This is a genomic window from Leptolyngbya sp. Heron Island J (genome assembly GCF_000482245.1).
Taxonomy (GTDB): Bacteria; Cyanobacteriota; Cyanobacteriia; order Phormidesmidales; family Phormidesmidaceae; genus Leptothoe.
In genome coordinates this window covers 191,513-213,392 of record NZ_AWNH01000014.1, presented here as the reverse complement: position 1 = coordinate 213,392, position 21,880 = coordinate 191,513, and the positions used below count along the sequence as shown (strand labels likewise).

The window sequence follows — 21,880 nt, the reverse complement described above, 5'->3', positions numbered from 1 at the left end:
GGTATTGGCTACAGAATCTTGAGCCCTACTGACCGACAGCGGTGTAGTGATATGAAGAAATGCCATTGTCTCACTAACGAACAAGGTTTTGGCCTCGGTCCGTGTGCCACAATTACCGTGCCTGAATTTGTCAGTCTGTGCTTTATCAACAGCGTTGAGCCCTAAAGCTGTTTTACCATGCTTGGTTTTTTTCGAGTAACGCCCATCCATGAGTTTGCATCCTACGCCCATTGGCGTCACCAATTTATGCAGCGGCGGCTGCGGCTGGGGATCTTATTTGGTCTCTTTTATTTCGTTACATTTTTACCCCTGGATACGCTGACGTACCTGACGGATGGTCATGATCCGTTTGTACTGCTGTGGATTATTACGAATCTGGCACGGATGGCACTCTTGTTACTCTGTCTGTGGTTGATTCGTAAACAGAACTATCGGCCTCGTCAAATTATTGCTGTTTTTTTACTGGCATCGTGGTCCATTAGTCTGTTACACCGATTCCATGAAACCTATACCGGCTTGGCCACCAATACCCCAATTGCAGAACCCGATCTATTTAGCTGGGCGCTCTCTTTTATTACTCAGGCTACTCTGGTTCCAGTCAGTTGGCCGTTGCATCTAATCTCTCAGCTGGGGGTGATTGTCTACTACTTTGGTGTTAATTCGTTGTTGGGCCTCCAGGTGGTGACACCAGGGTTGCCCGCCGCTAGCCTGTTGCTCAATACGTTTTGGATTTGCTGTATCTGTAATTGCTCGGTTTACTTTTATGAAAAGCTATCGCGAGCAAACTTTGCCACTAATCGTCAACTGCTAGAGGCTCAAGAAAAGTCTGAACGGTTACTGCTCAATATTTTGCCGCGTCCCATTGCTGAGCAGCTCAAGCAAGGGCCCGACATTATTGCTGAAAGTTTTGCCGAAGTGACAGTACTGTTTGCCGATATTGTTAACTTTACGCAGCTAACCGAGACCCAGCCAGCTGCCAATATTGTCGACTTACTAAACCAAGTGTTTTCGAGATTTGATCAGCTAGCTGAAAGCCACGGGTTAGAAAAGATCAAAACTATTGGGGATGCCTATATGGTGGCGGCAGGTTTGCCCCAACCTCAGGCTAACCACGCGGCGGCAGTCGCTGCCATGGCAGTGAAAATGCAGGAAACGCTGGCTGAGTTTAATGCTCAGACCAATCAAAATATTTCTCTACGTATCGGGATTCATACGGGACCAGTGGTGGCTGGAGTGATTGGTCTCAAGAAGTTTGCCTATGATCTGTGGGGTGACACGGTGAACACAGCCAGCCGGATGGAATCTCATGGGATTCCTAATGGAATTCAGATCAGTGAAGCGACCTATCAACGGCTGCAAGCGTGTGACGACCGCTATCAGTTCCGGCAGCGAGGGCCAATTGTGATTAAGGGTAAAGGGCGGATGGTGACCTATCTGTTAGAGCCTTGTGCAACGGACGTTGATATCGATCAGGCGGTGACTCAATCGTAAGCATGCTAAAAATGATCATTTTCAGCCACTGTGCCATAATCTGTCTCCACCCCTAATCTGTAACAATTAGGGTTTGTATGGATCGCGAAGGAGTTAATCATGGCCGACAACCGTAAAAGCCGTGTCATTACCCAGGGAGTACAGCGCTCACCCAACCGTGCCATGCTACGGGCCGTGGGTTTTCAGGATGATGATTTTAATAAGCCCATTGTGGGCATAGCGAATGGCTATAGCACGATTACCCCTTGCAATATGGGGATTAATGCCCTGGCACTGCGGGGGGAAGCGGCGCTGCGGGAGTCAGGAGCCATGCCCCAATTGTTTGGCACGATTACTATCAGTGATGGTATTTCTATGGGGACTGAGGGGATGAAGTATTCCCTGGTGTCCCGGGATGTGATTGCTGACTCGATTGAGACTGCCTGCACGGGCCAGAGTATGGATGCTGTGCTGGCTATTGGTGGCTGTGATAAGAATATGCCGGGGGCGATTATTGCGATCGCACGCATTAACATCCCTGCCATATTTGTTTACGGCGGCACCATCAAACCCGGTCATCTTGATGGCGAAGACTTAACTGTTGTCAGTGCCTTTGAAGCCGTTGGTCAATATAGTGCTGGCAAGATCGACGAAGAACGCCTAATAGCTGTTGAGAAAAACGCTTGCCCTGGTGCCGGTTCCTGTGGAGGGATGTTCACAGCCAACACCATGTCATCAGCCATTGAAGCCATGGGTCTGAGCCTACCTTATTCCTCCACCATGGCTGCAGAAGACGCTGAAAAAGCTGACAGTACTGAGAAATCAGCCCATGTACTGGTTGAGGCTATCCGCAAGCAGATTCTGCCGAGCCAGATTTTGACTCGCAAAGCCTTTGAAAACGCAATTTCCGTAATCATGGCGGTGGGTGGCTCGACGAACTCAGTGTTGCACCTATTAGCCATTGCCCACACCATGGGGGTCGAACTCACCATTGACGACTTTGAGGTGATCCGTAATCGGGTGCCCGTGTTCTGCGATCTCAAACCCTCAGGACGTTATGTGGCTACTGACCTACACAAAGCAGGTGGTATCCCACTGGTCATGAAGATGCTGCTAAATCAAGGGTTACTCCACGGCGATGCCCTGACAGTTAGCGGTCAAACCATTGCCGATGTCTTGGCTGATGTTCCGGATCAGCCCAGTCCCGATCAAGATGTCATTCGCCCCTTTGATCAGCCGCTCTATGCCCAAGGCCACCTGGGTATTCTCAAAGGCAATCTCGCCACAGAAGGGGCAGTCGCTAAGCTAACCGGCATCAAAAATCGTAGTATCACCGGGCCTGCCCGTGTCTTCGAGTCTGAAGAAGATTGCCTAGATGCCATTTTGGCAGGCAAAATTCAGGCAGGTAATATTGTAGTGGTGCGGTACGAAGGCCCCAAAGGCGGTCCTGGTATGCGCGAAATGCTAGCACCCACCTCAGCCATTATTGGTGCTGGTCTGGGAGACTCGGTCGGGTTAATCACTGATGGTCGCTTCTCCGGTGGCACCTACGGTATGGTAGTTGGCCATGTTGCGCCTGAGGCAGCAGTAGGAGGCACCATCGGTCTGGTGGAAGAAGGCGACTCGATTACAATTGACGCCGACCAGCTGTTACTGCAGTTGAACGTATCTGATGAAGAACTGGCTCAGCGACGAGCTAAGTGGACTGCCCCTGCACCTCGCTACAAGCGGGGCGTGTTGGCGAAGTATGCCACCTTAGTATCGTCTAGCAGTCAGGGTGCGGTTACTGACAAGGATCTGTTTTAGAACGATTTTTGTAGGGCCAGAAAAACGAGTCAGAATTCCTTCCTTGGTTGGGTTCTGATTCGTTTCAGCTTTCCTCATCTTGAATACTGGTTTTTTCAGTTAATTGCTATCAGCTTTAACATTGCTTCCTGTGCAATAGCTGTACTGGAAGCAAGCTTTTGTTGCAATTTGTCTATACATATATATAATGTCTTGACTAGTAAAGCGTTCTTCTAAAATATGCTGTCACATCTCGTTACGGAAAATGAGGATGAGTTTTTTTACTTTTTCTGATTGTGATAGCTAGCAACTGTGAATAATCAAGTTGTGTGGATTTTCTGCTGACGATCAAGTTGTTGGCTCGCGTTTCAGCTTCAGTTTCTACAAGATGACGACATACGTAGAACAGTCTGCTGTTCGATTCACCTCACAATAGCATATACCTCTCTGATCAAAATCATAAAATGACTGTTCCCGACTCCTACAAACAACCTGAAATCGATAATCTTTTATATCCGCGCAGTCGCTACCATGGGCGCTTCTCTCCACAGAATTTGGCCTTTAATGCTAATCTGCAGGAATTTTCACAGCGCATTGGTTATATCTGTGCCTTGGAAACAGGTGGAAAGCTTACCTCAATGGAAGCTTATTACGAGATTAGACAGCTTTGGAAAGAGCTTAAAAAGAGTAAAAAAGAGCTTGGAATTGGGGCTTCTGGATCTTCATCTAATGAATCTTAGGGAGAAGGCGACTTCTTTGTTATTCATTGCTTTGTTTGTTGAGCATGGAAAACGCTCTTTCTCCATGAGCTAATGCGTTTTCCAAACTGCTCTTAATTTAGCTGCTTTATCTTCATATTGCGCTTTTTTCTCTTGCGCAGCTAGTATCAGCTTCTGTTCTGCTTCTTTCATAGCTTTTTGCAAAACCCTCATCGTCCAAACGATGAGGATATGATAAACTTTGCTGCTTCTATCAGAAATGATCGAGCGATGATTTGTGTTGTCTAGTGAAATACTAGGTTTAGCTGAGGCAGTAGTCCTCAAATAACAACACCATGAATCATCGATTCGCTCTACGTTTGGTAACCAGTCTGACTGTCTGGTTATTATCTCTTTCCTGTGTAGGTATTGTGCTATGGGTGATTGATGAATTTTTAGGATGGGATATTTTGCCCGATGCTCTGACGCTGGTTGTGCGGGCTCTATTAGTAGCAAGTGGCATTATTGCTCTGGTGCTGGTGGTGATGAATGTGGTGTTGAGTTTGGCCTTGATAGCAGAAGCCAATGCCAGTCGTGCTCAGCTACCTGACTATGCTATTTCAAGATGGTTTACGCGACGGATGAGACGGACAATCCTAGCTGGCTGTTTAGCGATCGCACTTCTCTTAGGAGGTCTGCAAATAATCAATCAGGTACGTCTGCAGTCATTCATTCGGGCAGACAGAGTAGAGTTTAACCAAGTCCAGGATGATATGGATGCGGCAGTGGAGCAGGTGGTTGGCTTATTTCCTTCACCGCTGCTAGAGGCTTTAAAGACCAATACGCTCGAACAGCAAGGACAGCTAGGCAACCTTAAAAAGCTGTTACAATCTATTTCCTCTTCGTTTCCCCACAATCCCATAGCGGTCATTTTAATACCCACAAATGAGGCACCTTTCAAATATGCTCGCATCGAAGCTGGGACGATCGTTGCCAATGACGAGGGTCAGCTAGCACTCACACCAAAACTATATACTAGCTTTCCTACCCAGACCGAATCTCAGGTGGTTGAGCAACTGTTTTCAGGTCAACATACAAAGCTACAGGCTGAAGTCAACGGTGACTTTATTCGCACAAATATACCGAGTTCATGGGGAGTATTGAATCATGATGGTCAGCCAGTTGCGATCGTATATTTAGAATCCACACAGCATGGTAACTTTCATCAACCACCGTTTCATCATGATGGACCTGATACGCTGATTACCAACTAATGGGGCTGAAAAGTTAGCCTGTAACGTTGGTCTGTTTTGTTCTTTTCAAAAAAGAAACATCCTAAACAGCTAGCGTGCCGCCGCTTAGGATGTCGTGTTAGTGCGTCCGCTGTTCTATACGCGACTTAATCGCGATTAAATGTGGGCGGCGCATCATCAAATCTAAACGGGCGTTCAGGTACCTCTCTCATGTAGATGCCGTTGGTTCCTAACCAGCGGAAACGAGGCAGAGTCGTGTAGGTCGTACTTACCTGAAGCCTGGATGGACTGTCGATAACGACCACACCATTTAGAAAATTGTTGGGAAGTTTGCCGTTAAAGACTTTCTTCTTAAGAAAATCACAATCAATCGTTAAGGCCTCATTGCGGCCCAATCGGGCATCGCCAATGGAAATGGTTTTGCTACGATTTTTGGTACTAAAGGAAGACGCCAGCACAAGATCTATGGACAGCGAACTTCTAAACCTGTTGGGATTGTGGATAGTGATGTTAGTGTCGTAATAACCGTTGGTTCCCTCTTTTCGACCGCACATCAGTTGAGCTGAATACTCATACTTGTTGGATTGTTTGGCAGGCACATCAACGGGAATTTTGACGCCACCAATAGTAATTAGCTCAAGCCCAGATATGCCCTCTGGAAATCCCACCTCAGTGGTGTAAACACCATTAAGTTTTCGATCTGCAAATGGGGTTAAGATGTCGCCCCTAAAGTTTGGTAAGCTGAACAGCTTTTCTTTGCTTGGCCCAAGCAAATCCTTGTTTTTGTTCATCGGGCTGATGGAGACTGAAAAACATCCGCCAGCATACTTTCTGGAGCAATTAGAAAGTGAAGCTACTCTCAAACTATCTGCTGTGATCTCTGCATCTGGAGCCATTGGTACATAGTAGGTTTGTCCAAATGTACGGGTAAAGGGCCCGTTGATGGCACCCTTGGCATCTACCAAAAAGTCTATGAAATAAACGCCATCGACAAATGTATCTTTGTAAAGTCCAGTGTAAACTCCGGGTGAAGATTCAGTCAGAACAACCTCTTCAACTTTGTTGGCCTGGAGGGCGGCAAGAATTTCTGGGCGATAATTGGGATCTTTTAGCATAGCTTCTACCTTGAGCGCTGTAAGACTAAGCGGTTCAAGATCACTTTGCTGGTCAGCAGGTCTGATGTCTGCTAGGGAAAGCACGTTACCTAAGCCTGCTTCAGCCCTTCTAATGACAGCTTTGACCTTGCCCCCTTGTAACGGTTTACTGGCTTCGCTCAAAGTGGCGGTTAATTCGATGGGCTGGAGAATACCTGGGATCGGCTGTGTCGCTTTAAATTCACTGGCGATAGAGGCGTTATCAGCATTGACAAACAGATCATAAGTAAAACTCTCTGCACTTTGAAAGAAAGGTCGGAAATAGATTTTCCATTTGCCTGCACTATCTACACATTTGCCCTCATCGTTACAAAAGGGTTGACGTAGTGTGGCTGATATGTGATTTTCCCCAGTCTGGACGATGGCAGCATCTGTATTTAGTAGGGGAAATGTTACCCCATCTTTTTCCAGTACTAATTCTGAAAGGCCGTTGAATGTCTCATTCCATTGGATAAGAATAGTAAACGCCTGGACATCTTGACCAGTTATAAACAGCTCGGACGTCCCCTCATCCCTGAATAACTGGCCGTTCGCTTTCTTGACAATTTCAAGTTTATCGCCAACCAGGGTGTTGTTGAGAACCTGCAAAAAGAACTGAGTCAGGGCTGGATTATCTTGACCCAATAGATCGGTGACGCTGTAAGCGAGATCGTCGCAGCGATGCTCCGCAATAAAGGCTAATTGGTCGGTTGGATCAACATTATTTGGATCGCTGCTGCGCATGGCAAAAGGACAAATGCGCACACCAGGTGCAAATTCGCTAGCACCTGCAGCTCCACCCGGATCGTCTGTATTACTGATGCCAATTGTGGGTGGGGATGCATCTTCTAACATCACGATAAATTGAGCTGTATTTTCTTCTCCATCACTAAATACAAGAATGGACTGGTTGTAGTCACCTGCATCTGGGCCGGTGACCAGGTCATCAAAGTATTCCATGCCATCACCGATAGAGGTACTGCCACCGGGGGTTTGGCCGCCTAATTCAGTTCCACTTAAGAAGGTGGCAATATTGTTTGGCCCCAGTAACGTATCTTTGTTGGCTGCATCCATTGATGGGAAGGTATAGCTGACGTTGCCATTGAACAGGGCTGCAGCAAACCGATCGTGACCTGCTAAGGCATAGGGCTCCGCTACGCTGAGAGCAGCTTCTACTGAGTCGTTGAGGACTTTCCAGCGAGATGGTCCACAGGGATCGATCATCGGGTCGTCGTTGACGGGAGTATTCGTGCCACATCCCATGTCAGTTGGATGTGATGACCATCTCATACTGCCAGACTTGTCTAACACCATGAGTAAACGGGCCGGATCTCGAGCTGGATCAGGTATTAGAGCGACTCCAGTATCGGCACTATTAAAATCATTGATGCTAAAGGCAACAGGATTGGCGGAGAGAAGATCGGTACCGCGAAATGTGAAGTTGTCGGAGAGATTGCCCAGGTATTCAATGCGAATTCTGCGATCGCCATCCGAGAGACTGAAATAGCAGCTACCTGGTGCGGCATTCATGGGCGCACCGCCGAGCGTACACGGAACTTCGCTAGCGGTGGCACTGGGCTGAAGAAATATATTGGCGGTTGATAGATCGATGGGATAAGCAAAGCCATTGGGGGGATAGGTAACGATAATTCCGCCTTTGGCTGGCTGAGCTTGGGCGCTATCAAACGGGTCCCAGGTCATGGAGCCGTTATCAAATGTTGGTGTGGAAGTACCGGGGTCCCAATCAATTGGTGTTTGGGCATAGGCCGGGGTTGCCATTAAAAAGAGGGTAGAGAAAATGGCTAAGAACGCCATTAGTAATCGATTTTTCATTGTCTGTGCATTCCTTGTTATAACTACGGCTGTTGGTCAGATAGAGCTGATTAAGCGCAGTCTTTGTAGGGTGGTAGTCAGACCGGGACCAACGATGGTCACAAACGTTGCTTGTAGGTTACCTTCAGAGTCCTGGGTGCTGGTGAGGTTAAGGGGTGCAGCTGATGTCTCTGCTAACACAAGTGGCGGATCGGGTGGGTTGTTGGGTCTCAAGTAGCTGCCCGTGATCGAAACTTCTCCGTTGGTGTAAAGCAGCCAGGTGCCGCCAAAGGGATCGTCTGCGGCGGCGAGTTCTAGCGGTCCAGCGGTAATGCTAACACCTGTGGGTGTGGGTACATTCCAGGTGGTTATGTCGGCCTGCCAGGTGGCGCGGAGAATTGAGGCTGGTAAGCCATTGCTGTCTAGACCATGGATATGGAATTGATTATCTGCGCTGATAACCAGGGCTGGGGCTACTGCGAAATCACTGGAAACATCAATTACACCTGTGGCAACAGCAGGTTCTCCGTTGTAGAGCCGAGACTGAAATGTTGATGTAGAGGAGTTTTGCCAAACCACCATCACCTGATTACTGTTGTTAGCCTGGGTGGAAACACTCCGATTAAATTGACCGGCAATACTGTTGCTGACTGTAAATTCAGGTCCAAATACACCATTACGGAAGACCTGTCCAAAAATATCAGCGCGTGTCCCGGCTTCATCTTCGTCACTCCAGAATATCCAGATAGCGCCGTCAGATGTCCCGGTGGCGGAGAGTCCGGTAGTGACGTTGGTGTTTCTTAAGAGTGCGGCTGGTAGCCAGGTTTGACCATCGATTTGTCGCTGAAACCAAATTTCGTTGGCCGCAACCCCCCGTACCCAAAACAACCATTGGTTACCATTGGCATCAAAACTAGTGGCAGGGTTAGAATGGGGACCCTCGATTGCGAGTAATTCGTCAGGACCGATGATGGCAGGTCTGCCGCCCCGCAGTATGGCGTTAATGACTTCGCGCATGCTAATTGGTAGGGCGGGCTGCCCTCGACCATTAAAACCGTAGCTGCTACCAAAGGCATCGTTGGTTAGCTGGGTGATATCTAGCTGTGAGGGCACTTTAAGACCTAACCGACGACGGTCAGTCAGGCGTTCAGGGGTGATTAGCCCGGTAGAATCCTGACGGATTTCTGCGAGGGCGATATAGCTATGCTCAGGTAAATAGTCTGAATCACCCGAGCTGGGAACATCGCTGCTAGGCCTCACTCGGATAACCCACTCCCGTCGCAGACGAGCACAGCTTTCGGTACCCAGGCTGGGTAATACTAAACTGGGTTCTTCGGCAGGCATGACTAGCCGTTCCCAGACATCGAGATAGACTGTGAGTATAACAATCTCGTCTGGGTTCTCTGGAGGATCTGGAATTGGGGTAATAACCGGGACATTGAGAATTTCTGCTAGTTGGGCTGCCCCTGGCTGGCTGGTATGGAGCTGCTGGTTGGTAAAGCTGGTATCAATATCCGAAACAAACATGCCAGCGGTGATAAACACATCTAACCCATCGACCAGGTAGCGACCTGCGTTAAGGCCTTCGTTCCCGCCCCCGACAGAAATGTTAAAGTTGTTGTCTGCGCCCGTGGCGATGATGCGAAAGCTGTCTTCCAGACCGTCTGGAATGCCGTCACCTACAAACCACTTGAGGAAGGCCCGCAGTTCGAATCTGCGGATATCTTCCATCTCATTCCAGTCGGCGTCTACTAGGGGAACGCCTTGTTGTAAGCGCAAACTGACATATCGGCTGAGGTCATTAAATGTATCTTCTGAGATAATGGCCATCTCTCCTCCTTCGGGGTCAAACTTCAGGCTCAAAGTGTGTGGTTAAAACACTAGCCAAATGGTGCGTTCCAGGGTGCTAGCGGGATCTTTGGGAATGGCAGGATGGGTGACGTAGTTGATTAAGATTTCTTCTCCGGCTAGCTGTCCTACCAGGCCAAACTCTCTTAGGGTAGATGAGGGGTGATTGGCATCGGGCCAGGGAGGAACGTTAGGTCCCAAACTGGCGAATATTTGTAGCCGATTGGTGGGGTTAGCGGTTTCGCTGTCGGTGTCTGGAATCAGATAGTTTAGCTGTAGGGCATCGCTGGGGACAAAGTGGGCATTGGCATCGACGAGCTGGGTTTGTGCGGGCGTTGAAGGCGGTGTGCCTGGGGGCTGGTCCCAGGCTGGATTGCCTGCCCCCAGGCGAATACCTTGAATCCCCAGGGTGGTGTTTTCGCCGAGCATAAAACCGGCCAGCAGACGGCGACAATCGGTAACAATGGCGTTGCTATGCCAACCGCGATCGCAAATCACACGACCCTGGGCATCACGTAGTACATCTCGGTATAGTCCCCGGAGAGTCATTACTTTTTCGGCTTTAGGCATGGGACGGGCTCCTTAGGAATCATCAGGTTCATTGTTGGGGGGAAGATAGGGAGGGAAATGGGTGCGATCGCGTAGTGTGGTCAAATCTGTGGGGTCGGCGGACACCTGATCGATCGAGTTGGAAAGTAAAAGCACCCAGTCGGGTAGATCCAGGTCGGTGGCATCGGTCAGACCGCTGTAGTAATCCACAAAGGGATACTGATCCTGGTAGCGTTCCTCAATGTCTTCACCGGGTGGATAGAGATACTCAATGTCGACGCGAGGGGCCAAAATCACCACCACCCGCACATTGATCGGCAAAAAATTCTCCAGGACTGCTTTGAGCCGTTCAACTTTTTCTCGTGAGAGTGGACTGTCGGGAATGGTGCGACTCAGGTATAGACCAATGGTGCCTCGCGTGTAGAGGTCGTCGTTGGCCAGGAGACCACCATCTGGTTTTTGGGGCGTGTAGGACAATAAATCATCCCACTGACGCTGTCGTTGAATCCGGGCAATGTCGGCGAGTACGATGCTGTTGGCTCCAGCAAACCGTTTAAGGGTGCCGGTGTCCGGTCGACGAAAGCTTTGTGAGGTGTTGGAATTTGGGGTTGTGGAGCCGGTGTTGGGTTGAATGATGCGATGGTTGAGGGCCACCATGGGCCGGTTGGCAATTTGGGAGAGGGAGACGCTGCGATCGCTACGATAGAGTAGCCACAACGCTCCTTCTGGCATTTGCACCGGAGCTGGGGCGCTGTCCAGGGTAGGGCCAGTGGTAATGGCCACAGGCTCGATGGGGGTAGTGTTTGTCGGATCGGCAATCACCGTCGCCGACCATAGATCGCTGCCGCCGTTGCGGTTGGACTGGAAGAAGAGTTGAAAATTATTATCTTCAAGGCGAATTGCTTGGGGGGTGAGATCGCGAACCTGACTGTTAACTGGCGGCGGCACCGTGACTGCTACTTCTGGCCCCCAGCTGGTGGTCCCCGGATCAAACACCCGTCGTCGCAGGGTCCAACTTTCTGGGCCTGAACCCACCTGACGCTGAGACCAAAATAGCCAAATCCGATTGGCGGTATCCAGGATGGCATAGGGCTCACGATTGCCTCCCGCCGTCTCGGCTAATGGCTCAATCGGTGACCAGGCGGTTTCAGGTGGGGCCGCGCTGTTCCATTGGGCGGTGACAATTGACCAGCGCCGTCCAGTATGGGTGGACCAGAACAGCCACACCCGGCCATCGCCAGCCACTACAGCGGCCAGATCGCTGTGACGGCCAGGGTCGCCCGTAGCGGTAACAGGCTGCCAGGTAATGGCATCGCCCCAGGTGCCGGTGGCCACTGAGTTGCGTTGATCAAATCCTAGAGCGGCGGCGGCGCTGGACAGAGACAACACCAGCTCTAATCGCTGATCGCCTCCTGAAGCTGGCGTTTCCAGGACCAGTCGTCCGTTTTCGGCCACGGCACTGACGCTAGTGAGCTGGGTATTCAGCACTGTCCTCACCGCTTCTGCGGTAGCCTGGCTGAGGTCTGCGCCCGAAAACTGTACCCCGACCAAGCGATTCCCATTGACTCGAAATACCAGACTCATGCCCGGTGAAAGAGTGTAGGGCCCCGATTTTTGACTCACCAAACGAGCGGGCTGGGGTGGGGCGGGCTGGCCGAGGATAAATTCTAGCTGGCCGCTGGCCGTATCTGGATACCGCACCCAGGCTACCCACAGACGATCGTCCGGCAGGACGACAGCAGTGGGATGACCGGCAGCTCCCTCGCTTAGATGGGTTAGGGGTTGGGCCTCGCCCCACTGCCCGCTGCGAAAAGACTTGTAGTGAATTTCTCCTTGAGGTGTGGCTGGTCGGTAGGGAGATGATTGGAGGTTAGGTGTGGCTGTTTCTCCAGCGATAGATCCTATAGGATTGCCCTGCAGTTGTTGCAGAGCGGCGGCGGTTGTTGCCTCGGTTAATGGTGTAACTGTCTCATAAAACAGACGTAGATGATTGAGAGAATCGGTGACTGGCGAGAGACGCCCCCGAGGTGCTCCTTCTAACGAGACCAGGGCGGCAACAGACTGACCAATTTGCAAAGCGGAGCTGTCACCCACGGTGTGAGACTGTAGCCGAATTTGTCCATCGACGGCAGTGGCTGTCACCTCGGAGAAGGTGCGGTTGAGGACAGCAACTACTTCAGTTGCCACTGCTGCACCCATATCCACAAAGTCACCGGGTAAAAAAGTCACGCCGTTGGGAACTCGACCATCGGCGGTGATGGTCAATTCCATGCCAGGAGTGAGGACAAAGGGTTCGCTGGCTGTGCTAGTTAGCTGGGCCGCAGTGCTTGCTGTGCCAGTGGTACTGGCGTTGTCTTCAATAAATCCCAGCGCCAGCGCAGCGTTGGTCGGACTGTGCCACTGGTTAGGTTCAGTGCCAGCAACCAGAGCAAAAATGTTGAGCTGAGCGGGCAGATTGGTGCGGATAATCTGTTGTTCAAATTCAGCGACCTGGGTATACCAACCGGTGTAGCGAGTCACCAGGCTGCGCAAGCTGGGGATGGTGCTGACCTGGCGATAAAGATGCGGTGCAAACTGTACTTCATTACGCTGGGAGAACAGCGGCAGAGTTTGATCTAAGTCCCATCCCATCCATTGGGCGAGGGCTGGCAAGAATTCTGGTCGGACAATATCGGGCTGATGTAACTGTGGCAGTCCTTCTGCCAGACTGCGCATCATATCCAGGGGGGAGGCGGTTGCCTGTAAAAATCGCCACAGCTGACCCCGGTTTTTGAGCTGTGGTGGCAGGGTATCGAGGGCCTGGGCTAAGGCAGGATTTGTGGTTTGTAAGGTAACTTGTTGGGCGGCATCCAGGGGCGTATCATAGCGCTGATGGACGGCGGGTAACAGTTTGTATAGCTGTGTGGCTAGATTATAGTTTTGGGTGGAAAAACAGGCTACGCGAGCCTGTAGGTCTGTGTGAATACTGCCGGTACTGTCGAGGGTGAATAGGGTGTAGTAGTAGGTGGTTTGAGGAGATAAATTCTGATCGCTAAAGTGCGAAATAATTGCGCCGTTATATACAATCTGACCATCGGCTAACAGTTCTCCATCGCCCCCAATGTCACTGGCTTCTGTAAATGTGCGTTGGCGACGCACAATTTGGATGCCGACAAGAGATATCCCTGGTTCAAATTCTGCAGCCAAAGGATTTTGCCAGGAGAGATCGATGCGATGACCGGCCAAATGAGGTTTGGCCTGTAGGGCGGTGACAGTCTTCATGCGACCACCTCCCCTTGGATGCGAAGTGCGATCGCAGGTCGATAACTATTATTGCCAGGCGCTGCCAGCGTATTAGGGTTATCACGATAGCCTAAGCGGGGGAGCTCATTGGGCGATAGCTCGATGATGCCATCGCTTTCAATATCCATGCCCATCCCCGTATTGGGCTGACGGCTAAACTGAGTGACGGTGAGTGACGCCACCTGCGGCAGACTCTGAATAATTTCATAGACCTTACTGAGATAAATACGCTGACCAAATTCCAGCGTGTCAAAGGCCAGATAGTCAGCTACTGCCTGCTCCACCGCCTGTTGCACGTCAATTTGGCGATAGTAGGGCTGAGCTCGGATGTCGGCTCGCAGATAGATATCAGCCGGTTGCGGCCCAACCACAGTTAGGGCTGTTGTCACCGGACGACGAGACTCAAAAAACGCCAACACATTTTGCTGCAACAACTCGGTCGGAGTTGCCACCTGACCTGCTGGTGCAATATAGAGCACCACTTGATTCCAATTGGTGGCCACCGCCTTGGCCTTGCCCACCCCAGGCACCATTAATGCCAGATCCGCATAGTCTCGTGGGGTCACCGCGCGTTCCTGGGTGCGATAGAGTCGGGGAGCCAGCCGCCTAGCCCGATCCAGACTCTCACCCACTTGCCCACCGGCAGCAGCGGCCAGATTAGTAACGTTTAACAGACTGATGTTGCCCGGTAGTGTAGACGCTGGCGTAAAGACTGTTCCTGCCGCCACATTTCCCTGGGGACCACCCCCCACTCGGTAGGTTGCCCGAATGAGTACTGGTGAAATCGCCGTGCCGCGCAGGGGAGCCATCCCATTCAGGTTGTCACCAAATCGCAGGGTTGCTCTACCTTGAGCGTCCCACTGCACCACAAAATTTCGATCCGCAGGGCTGCTATCTGCCAGGGAATCAACCGCCTGCCACCGAGTCTCCCCACCGGGTTCACTGACCGTTACCTCGATAGAATCAGCAATCACTGGCCCTGCTTCTAGACTATAACTTTGATTGGGACTGCCATCGGATTCAGCCACCGCTTCATCCAAAATGCTCTGTCCTTGCACAACCGGAATGGGGAGAAAATAGCGCAGATTCTGGACATCGGGTAGCGAAAGCTGGTGGGGGGCAATGGTAATTTCATCAACGGTTTCAAAAACAACCTGTTCCCCTGTCGGTAAGGAGACAAAAAACTGTGTGCGATTTGGAATTAAAATCGACGTTTCATCACTGATAACAGCTGCATCAACTGCAGCACTTAAATTGACAGTAGCCGGTGATGCCGGTCGCAGCTCGTAGCCAATCAGCCGTAACAGCTGGATCAGGGCTTCCGGTTCATCAGCGGTCTCAGGCAACAAGTTATTAGCAATGCGTGTTTGATAGTAGAGGGTAATATCACAGGCATAGGCGAACAACTCTACCAACAGCACCCCCAAGTCGTTTTCGCTCAGGTCGGTCCATTCTGGAAGAGTCTCCTGCGCCAGACCCAGCATGGCCTCGCGGAGTGATTCGTAGTCTAGGTTGGTGTAGTCAATGGGAAGCACGGGTTTGTCTCCCACGCCCCATAGGGGCGATCTCAGATAATCTGTAATTCCAGCTGCCGAATGGTGTCTTGCGGACTGGCTTGATACTCAACCACAATGGTGAGTTCACTGGCGTTAGCGGTCAGGCTTAGAGGGGCCGTTAGCTGTACTTCTGGCATGTACTCGCGCAGGGCCTGTTCAATTTCGTGGCGAATCAGTGTCTGTAGCGTACTGTCGTTGGGGCTTTGCAAACGGTGATGAACGCCGCCGCCATAGCGACGGAGCATCGTCCGTTCACCCAAACGTGTACTGAGTAGATGACGCACATTCTGTTTAAGCTTTTCAAAGTCTCGACTGCGACTCACCCCTCCGTTCACAATGCGAAAAGGAAAGCTAAATCCCATGATTGGTGGTGTGTTCATTGTATTCTTCCGGTTAAGCTGTGGGGTGGCTGGGGTGGTGCTCCTGGGTTGGGTAAGCGCAAAATCGCTTCCCTGAGGGCTCTATCGGCGGGTCGCTCCGGTTCCCAGTTGGCAAATATCTTGACTAGATCTTGTTGCCAATTAGAGCTTGCCGATGCCCATTTTTCTAGTGATTCAAACCATTGCCAGAACTGGTCATCGGTGTCGGCTGCTGATACCACTTCAGCATGGCTGGTGGCGATGCGATAGACTGCTAAGCCAAAAGCCCCCAGATTTTTTTGAGCCCCCGGTTTATCGACCGTATCCCCCAGCTCTGGTCTATCCGAGGCCAGCCGTGCCCGCATCGCCTCTACAAATTCTGTTTTACAAATGATGTGATCGGTTCCTAACCCCATGGTATTTCTCTCGGTTAAAGGTGTTTTGCTGGTGAATAGTGGTTTTGACTAAACATTTTTCTTGATTCCAGGCATTCTCTAGTTAGCCTGTCTCATTCAGTTCTAAACAGGCAGGGCTTCGATTGTTGCTTCAATTGAGCTAACCGTCTCTTTTAGACTGCTAATCATCTCCACTGAGTCGGCTGATGCGGATACATCCAGCGATAGCTCCAGGGGAATGCCAGCAATGTCAGCCACTAGCGTGATCATCTCGATCAGCGGCTGCACGGGGCCAAGGGATGCCATAACATGCTCTAAAGATAATTCTGCATTGGCCTGGGCACAGGAGAGTGAGGCGGTTAGCACCGGGCTCACCGACACCGGATCAAGATCGGCTTGAGCCTGGAGCTCGGCAATGTTGGCCTGAAATTTGACACTGGCTTCTAACTGCAGAATAAAACAGTTGAGAAAACTAATGATTAACCGCAGCATGCCTGCAATTGTGACCGCCATACCAGCTGGTGTCAGCGAGACAAAGATGGGGGCCAGATCCACCAGAGAGACTAACAGATCCCCTGAGTCTAAGAAGGCGCTCTCGGCAGCAGCCTGTAATGCCTTTAGGACAGCCAAAATCTTGAGCACAATGGTCATGCTGGCCAGAGTGGGAGCGAGCTGCTGAATCAGGCTAAAGTTAGCACTACATTGATTGGGCACCCCCGCAGAGAAATCAAGAAATCCATTTAGAGAAACTCCCCCAAACAGCTGGATCTGGGGAATTTCTGGAAGCTCTGGGAGTTCAACACAGGGGACTTCAACGTTTAGCTCAGCCATAATAATTCAAAGAGAGAATGCAAAATAGGAAGATTCTGCCCACATAGAGCAGTGCTTTTGTTTAGATGGGTTGATTGGGTGGCAGCGGTGCCACCAAGCGTCCGTTCAAAATTAAATTGGGGGATTCAATCACGATGGTGCCCGGACAGCGAATCACAATGCGGGCGTTGCTTTCAATTTCAATCCCTTCTTCACCGCCTTTGTCGTTGAACAACAGCAGGTGGCCAGATGCGGTTTTCATCAATCGTTTTTGCGGTGGCGAGATATCGGCTTCTTGGGGCCATTCTCCTGGTACCGACTGCAGACCTGTCCAGATCGGGAGACCGGGGTCACCCCCTTCAAACTCTATCCAGACCTTGGCGTCTACCTCGGGAACAAAGTAAACACCATAGGGGAGTGCTGGCCGGGCAACAACGGCGTCATCGCCTGGAAAGATGGCTGGCACCGATACTTGCAACTGTCCCAGCCGCTGATCGTCCCGGTTGTCCATCACAATTCCTGAGTATTTACCAAAGTATTTTTCCATCATTGGTGACAGTTTCTCCGGGTTAACGAACGCATTGAAAATCTGTTTTATAGCCGCCACGGTCGATCTTGTGGGTGACGTTAGTGACGTACCACTCGCCGTTAAAGCGTTCACTGACGCCCTCCACAATGACGTTGGATTTAGCCCGCAGCCAGATGTTGCCAAAGGTGGTGCCCCTGGCGGTCATGCCTAAACGACGTGCTTCCAGGGCATCATTGGTGGATTCAATTTGGCCCTGGTTAGGGGCGACTTCACCCGCCGTCACTCGTCGGGCCGTAAGCTGGCGCTGTAAGTCTTGTTTGCGCGCAACTCCCTGGGTATAAAGCTGTTGTATTTGGGCGCGATCTCGATCATTGGCCTGGGCCAAACGTACTGGATTTAGCGGCCAGATAAAGATATCGGGTGAGGGTTGTTCGGAGCTTTCGATCCGCTGCCCTCGATCGTCAATATCATTAATCTCCTTCAGCCGATCAATATAACTACTGTCAAAGCTGGGGGTAAAGCTAAACAGATTACTGGTGGGGCCCATGCGATAGCGTAATACCAGAGTGTCGGCTCGCTGCAGCTGGATAATTGCCCGCTCCGGGATGAAATAAAGCACCTCGCGTCCCTGTTCATCCAGTTCGACAAAACATTTGGCGTGGTAGGTTTCGGCCAGATCCTGCAAAAACGCTAAGTCGGTCTGTCCTCCTTGATGGATGGGTCTGCCAGGGATTGGATCGCGGGATAATCGGGCCTCCACCCGTTCAAACCCATAGGGAGCGGCTACGGCTTTAACAATGTCGGTAACGGTGCGATCGCGCCAGCGTTTTCGCTTTTCCGTTAACCCCATTTCAATCGATTTATCTTCTCCCTTCAGGGTCAAGGTGGGAATGCCATCCTGGGGATAGCGCAACTCAACTTTGGTGATTAACGCCCGCAACATCAGCGCATGCTGATGGGCCTCGGCATAGCCAATATCAATCTCGGCCCAGCTCCCCTCAAACAATGCATCCGCATAGAGCAGGCGTGGGTCCTGAATCGTCAGCATGACATGATCGGTCTGGCGATCATCTTCCACCAGGCTAATGCTCGTGATCCAGGGAGTGATATCGACGCCCTCTAAGGTGACTGCGTAGAACGGAGTGCGGGTGCCCATCTTAAAACCTCCGAGCGCGAGTAATACGAGTGGCGGGTCCCGGTGCTGGAATTGTTAGTATCTGCCCCACAGGAATATCGAAGGGATACACCAGGGGATTGGCATCTAGAATGCGCCACCAAAGGCGTTCGTCTCCAAAGTAGCGCAACGCCAGCTGGTCCAGCGTTTCTCCCTGGACCAGCCGATGTTGGGTCAGGGATGTGGTGGGCTCAGCTTGACCCAGCCGCAGAGCAATGGTGGACCGCAGAGTGCCATCCGGACTGACGGTTTGGTTAATTGGTAAATTGGCATGACGAGAATCAGGCTTGACGGGCATTGACTTGTCCTCCAGGAGCGGGGCGATTGTAAGGGGTGAGTTCCACCAGGCTGATGGCGACATCGGCCCGTAGCGGTGCTAGCTGGGTGTTGAAATAGAGTTCGGTGATAGAGACATCGGTGACAATGCAATCAATCACGCGATTGCCTAAACTGAGGCGACAGGGGGGCGGACTGGCAAATTGTTGGGTGTCTGCGTATAGGGGCATAAAACTACCGCCTGCTCGCTGCCACTGTTCCGATTGGGGATATAGAAAGGTGCGATATTTGTTCAGTTCTGGGGTGATCCCCCCATCGGCGTCGCGGCTAATGTTAATGGTTTTATCCATGGGGCCTGGCATGAGTCCATCAATCCGCACGGTAAAGCTCAGGGTGCGATCGCCACCAGACACATACTGACGGGTGGGCATAATCAGCCCCGGCGCGTTGAGTGTGGCATAGCTCACCGACCGCCGATCGCTCAGCTGCGAAGGGTTGTACTGGAATTCGACCAGAAGCTCTGGGGTCAGCCCCACACTGACCAAAAATCCCCGAATTGGATGGCGCTGCTCTCGTCTCATCGAACTTTTGTTGTCTTAAGTCTGCTGGTCATAAAATGCACTGTGATTATGCTCCCTAGAGAATTAAGCCGGGGCGCTGCTGCGAACGCCTGTGCGGAAATTTTCTTCTGTTTGTAAGTTGGCCAGCTTCGCCCGCAGCTGTTGAACAATTTCATCGCTCAGAATATTGGCAGAATCACCATCGAGCCGATCGGCGTTGATGGTAATGTTGATGCCTCCTAGATGCATGGATTGATCAACAGCTCCTGCTGCTGTGGCTGATGGTGAAGCTGTTAGGAGGTTGCCTCCCCTGGCCCCTCGGTTGAAGGCTTGGGTCTCTTCCACATTGAGCACACGTTCTCCTGCATGCAGATACGCTAAGCCTGTGTGTGGCATAATCCCCCCGGTCTGGAAGGATGGAATCAAGTCCGAGATGCCGATATCAAAGTCTGGCAAGCTGGGCAGACTGGGAATCGAACTGATGGCATCGGCCAAATTGCCAGCGGCTTCTGCAGCGGTGTTGAGCAGGCTTTCCATGCTGCCTAACACAGCGGCCATGGCATTGAGTCCAGGGGTAGCCAGATTAAGGGCCAGAGCCAAACCAAACATAAAGGCAGTTAATATGGCCAGACCTGCAGCAATTAAAAGTAGTTCTCCAATCGTAAACCCGGCCAGGGCGGTCATCAGGTTGACCAGACTGTTTAATAACTCTGAAAGCGCTGGTAGTGCATTCAAGACATCAACATTGAAATTGTTGATGGCGAAGCTAAGCAAGAACAAAAAGGTGACAATACCGGCTAGACCAAAGGCAATTTGAATCATCTGATCAACGCTAAAATTAGCAATGGTCTCAGCCAAACTTACCAGTCCATCAAACAGGTCTTTCAGTCCAGGAATAGCATTTAATACATCCGCATTAAATAGTCGTAGCGCCAGTCCTAATAGCCCGAGGAAAACAACAATTCCTAGAAATCCTAACCCAATCTTTTTTAACTGAGCTTCGTCAAATTCTGCGATGGATGTTGCCAATGCGATCAGCCCATCAAATAAATCCTTGAGACCCGGAATGGCTTCGAGAACTTCAGTATTAAACAGTCGTAAGGCTAGCCCTAGCAGCCCGAGAAAAACGACAATTCCCAACAACCCGACAGCAATTTTCTTAAAGCTTTCTTCTTCAATTTCGGCTAGAGCATTGACTAAGGCAATAACTGCCTCAAACAGTTCATTCAGGGCTGGAATCGCGGCTAGAGAGGCTTCGTTAAAGAGCCGTAAGGCTAGGCCCACCAGTAGCAAAAAGACTCCGATCGCCAGCAGTCCCAGGGCCACTTGCTTAAACTTGTCTGCCCCCAATAGGGCAATGGCCGCACCGAGTAAAATCAGTCCGCCATAGAGTTTTAAGAGGCCTTTGGCGATGTCGTCTAGGTTGTCGGGCATCAGGTGGAGAACACCCGCCAATATGGCTAAAAAGACCAGAATAGCAGCTAAGCCAGCAATGATTGGCACCAGGGTACCAGTGGCAAAGGCAATTGCGATCGCAGCTCCCAGCACAATCAGTCCTGCCCCCAGCCACAGCAAAGCATTGACAATGTCCTGCAGATTATCAGGCATCAGTCCCAGGGCCAGGGCCAACAACGCCAGTCCCCCCGCCAGCAGGGCCAGCACCCCTGACATTGCTGTAAGAGCTGGAATCAGCAACCCCAGGGCCGCGGTCAAGGCGGTGGCGGCGGCGGCCAGACCAAACATCTTTAGGGTCAGTTCCAACAGGTCAATGTCGCCTAAGCCCTTTAGCTCCAGGGTAAAAGAAAATGAACCGTCAACGCTTAATCCTGCCTGCAGTTGAATGGCAATGTCTGCCAACAGTTTTAACGTAACTTCCAGCAATGCTTTGAGGGTGACACTGATGCTGAGCAGCACGTTGAGCAACATCGTTAAACAGGTGACGATGCGATCGCAAATGGAAATCAACAGAGCCTCCAATTTGACCCAAAGGAAGTTCTTGATCACCCCACTCATACATCGGTGCAGACTGCGAATCTCTCGTTCAATATCGAACAGCTTGAGAAAGATCAACACCAGGAAGGCAAAACTCCCCGCCCCCATAATTTCTAAGAACCCCAGATTAACCACCTGGACCGACTGCACCCCTAGCTGTAGCCCCTGAATCAGACCCAAGGTGCCAATCACCAGGGTCATCACCCCAAAGCCAATACGAGACAATTCATCTCCACGACGCTGCAGGATGCCATTCATTTGCTCTAGAAAGGGAGTCAGCCCCTGTTGCATCTGCTGACCAATGCTTTCTGCCGCATTTCCAAGGCTAAAACTAATTGGGAGAACCCCGTCCATATCAGTGATTTTCCTACATGGGTTAGCAACGATGATCTACACTGC

At 51.0% G+C, this 21,880-nt stretch carries 17 protein-coding genes; 4 read left to right on the top strand and 13 right to left on the bottom strand.

The features are described from left to right. The first annotated feature begins 177 nt into the window (after window positions 1-177). The 4 genes from N836_RS44510 (at window position 178) to N836_RS44495 (ending at window position 5,227) form a co-directional block, all read left to right on the top strand. Window positions 178-1,491: an adenylate/guanylate cyclase domain-containing protein gene (locus N836_RS44510; protein ID WP_023071091.1), complete on the top strand. Its 1,314-nt coding sequence runs from the start codon at window positions 178-180 to the stop codon at window positions 1,489-1,491. Window positions 1,492-1,590: 99 nt separating this feature from the next. Next, window positions 1,591-3,276: a dihydroxy-acid dehydratase gene (gene ilvD, locus N836_RS44505; protein WP_023071090.1), complete on the top strand. Its 1,686-nt coding sequence runs from the start codon at window positions 1,591-1,593 to the stop codon at window positions 3,274-3,276. A 443-nt stretch (window positions 3,277-3,719) separates the two neighbouring features. Next, complete coding sequence (locus tag N836_RS44500) at window positions 3,720-3,995, top strand: DUF7219 family protein (protein ID WP_023071089.1); 276 nt, start codon at window positions 3,720-3,722, stop codon at window positions 3,993-3,995. A 314-nt stretch (window positions 3,996-4,309) separates the two neighbouring features. Then, entirely contained in the window at window positions 4,310-5,227 is a 918-nt protein-coding gene (locus tag N836_RS44495) for a hypothetical protein (RefSeq protein ID WP_023071087.1), read from the top strand. 125 nt (window positions 5,228-5,352) lie between these two features. Here N836_RS44495 and N836_RS44490 read toward each other — a convergent pair whose 3' ends face one another. The 13 genes from N836_RS44490 to N836_RS44440 form a co-directional block, all read right to left on the bottom strand. Further along, window positions 5,353-8,172 (bottom strand): vWA domain-containing protein, encoded by a 2,820-nt coding sequence (locus N836_RS44490; RefSeq protein WP_023071086.1) that lies wholly within the window; start codon window positions 8,170-8,172, stop codon window positions 5,353-5,355. Between the two features lie 36 nt (window positions 8,173-8,208). Beyond that, window positions 8,209-10,014, bottom strand: a complete 1,806-nt coding sequence (locus N836_RS44485; RefSeq protein WP_152532061.1) for a hypothetical protein — start codon at window positions 10,012-10,014, stop codon at window positions 8,209-8,211. A gap of 9 nt (window positions 10,015-10,023) precedes the next feature. Beyond that, window positions 10,024-10,569, bottom strand: coding sequence for a hypothetical protein (locus N836_RS44480; RefSeq protein WP_023071084.1), 546 nt, complete (start codon window positions 10,567-10,569; stop codon window positions 10,024-10,026). 12 nt (window positions 10,570-10,581) lie between these two features. Next, complete coding sequence (locus N836_RS44475) at window positions 10,582-13,809, bottom strand: phage tail protein (RefSeq protein ID WP_023071083.1); 3,228 nt, start codon at window positions 13,807-13,809, stop codon at window positions 10,582-10,584. After that, window positions 13,806-15,365 (bottom strand): putative baseplate assembly protein, encoded by a 1,560-nt coding sequence (locus N836_RS44470; protein WP_152532060.1) that lies wholly within the window; start codon window positions 15,363-15,365, stop codon window positions 13,806-13,808. The genes N836_RS44475 and N836_RS44470 overlap by 4 nt, the downstream gene beginning before the upstream one ends. A gap of 32 nt (window positions 15,366-15,397) precedes the next feature. Beyond that, window positions 15,398-15,766, bottom strand: a complete 369-nt coding sequence (locus N836_RS44465) for a GPW/gp25 family protein (protein ID WP_031291717.1) — start codon at window positions 15,764-15,766, stop codon at window positions 15,398-15,400. After that, complete coding sequence (locus tag N836_RS44460) at window positions 15,763-16,161, bottom strand: hypothetical protein (protein ID WP_023071080.1); 399 nt, start codon at window positions 16,159-16,161, stop codon at window positions 15,763-15,765. Before N836_RS44460 ends, N836_RS44465 begins: the two co-directional genes overlap by 4 nt. Window positions 16,162-16,263: 102 nt before the next feature. Beyond that, a complete protein-coding gene (locus tag N836_RS44455; protein WP_023071079.1) occupies window positions 16,264-16,971 on the bottom strand; it encodes a hypothetical protein in 708 nt (235 codons plus the stop codon). A gap of 61 nt (window positions 16,972-17,032) precedes the next feature. After that, on the bottom strand, window positions 17,033-17,557 hold the full coding sequence (locus N836_RS0137140) for a phage baseplate assembly protein V (protein WP_152532059.1): 525 nt from the start codon (window positions 17,555-17,557) through the stop codon (window positions 17,033-17,035). Beyond that, window positions 17,520-18,635 carry a phage late control D family protein gene (locus tag N836_RS44450; RefSeq protein ID WP_023071077.1) on the bottom strand — a complete coding sequence of 372 codons (1,116 nt, stop codon included), beginning with the start codon at window positions 18,633-18,635 and terminating at the stop codon, window positions 17,520-17,522. Before N836_RS44450 ends, N836_RS0137140 begins: the two co-directional genes overlap by 38 nt. Window position 18,636: 1 nt before the next feature. Beyond that, the gene (locus N836_RS44445) at window positions 18,637-18,951 is read right to left on the bottom strand and encodes a LysM peptidoglycan-binding domain-containing protein (RefSeq protein ID WP_023071076.1); all 315 of its coding nucleotides are present in this window, start codon (window positions 18,949-18,951) and stop codon (window positions 18,637-18,639) included. Next, window positions 18,935-19,510 carry a CIS tube protein gene (locus N836_RS72850; protein ID WP_023071075.1) on the bottom strand — a complete coding sequence of 192 codons (576 nt, stop codon included), beginning with the start codon at window positions 19,508-19,510 and terminating at the stop codon, window positions 18,935-18,937. Before N836_RS72850 ends, N836_RS44445 begins: the two co-directional genes overlap by 17 nt. Window positions 19,511-19,573: 63 nt before the next feature. Continuing rightward, a complete protein-coding gene (locus tag N836_RS44440) occupies window positions 19,574-21,835 on the bottom strand; it encodes a hypothetical protein (protein ID WP_023071074.1) in 2,262 nt (753 codons plus the stop codon). Between the last annotated feature and the right edge of the window lie 45 nt (window positions 21,836-21,880).

What these genes read in the sequence shown, in the direction of transcription:
- N836_RS44510 (WP_023071091.1), top strand. Translation starts at nt 178, where the DNA reads ATGCTTGGTTTTTTTCGAGTAACGCCCATCCATGAGTTTGCATCCTAC.
- ilvD (WP_023071090.1), top strand. Translation starts at nt 1,591, where the DNA reads ATGGCCGACAACCGTAAAAGCCGTGTCATTACCCAGGGAGTACAGCGC.
- N836_RS44500 (WP_023071089.1), top strand. Translation starts at nt 3,720, where the DNA reads ATGACTGTTCCCGACTCCTACAAACAACCTGAAATCGATAATCTTTTA.
- N836_RS44495 (WP_023071087.1), top strand. Translation starts at nt 4,310, where the DNA reads ATGAATCATCGATTCGCTCTACGTTTGGTAACCAGTCTGACTGTCTGG.
- N836_RS44490 (WP_023071086.1), bottom strand. Translation starts at nt 8,172, where the DNA reads ATGAAAAATCGATTACTAATGGCGTTCTTAGCCATTTTCTCTACCCTC.
- N836_RS44480 (WP_023071084.1), bottom strand. Translation starts at nt 10,569, where the DNA reads ATGCCTAAAGCCGAAAAAGTAATGACTCTCCGGGGACTATACCGAGAT.
- N836_RS44475 (WP_023071083.1), bottom strand. Translation starts at nt 13,809, where the DNA reads ATGAAGACTGTCACCGCCCTACAGGCCAAACCTCATTTGGCCGGTCAT.
- N836_RS44465 (WP_031291717.1), bottom strand. Translation starts at nt 15,766, where the DNA reads ATGAACACACCACCAATCATGGGATTTAGCTTTCCTTTTCGCATTGTG.
- N836_RS44460 (WP_023071080.1), bottom strand. Translation starts at nt 16,161, where the DNA reads ATGGGGTTAGGAACCGATCACATCATTTGTAAAACAGAATTTGTAGAG.
- N836_RS44455 (WP_023071079.1), bottom strand. Translation starts at nt 16,971, where the DNA reads ATGGCTGAGCTAAACGTTGAAGTCCCCTGTGTTGAACTCCCAGAGCTT.
- N836_RS44450 (WP_023071077.1), bottom strand. Translation starts at nt 18,635, where the DNA reads ATGGGCACCCGCACTCCGTTCTACGCAGTCACCTTAGAGGGCGTCGAT.
- N836_RS44445 (WP_023071076.1), bottom strand. Translation starts at nt 18,951, where the DNA reads ATGCCCGTCAAGCCTGATTCTCGTCATGCCAATTTACCAATTAACCAA.
- N836_RS72850 (WP_023071075.1), bottom strand. Translation starts at nt 19,510, where the DNA reads ATGAGACGAGAGCAGCGCCATCCAATTCGGGGATTTTTGGTCAGTGTG.
- N836_RS44440 (WP_023071074.1), bottom strand. Translation starts at nt 21,835, where the DNA reads ATGGACGGGGTTCTCCCAATTAGTTTTAGCCTTGGAAATGCGGCAGAA.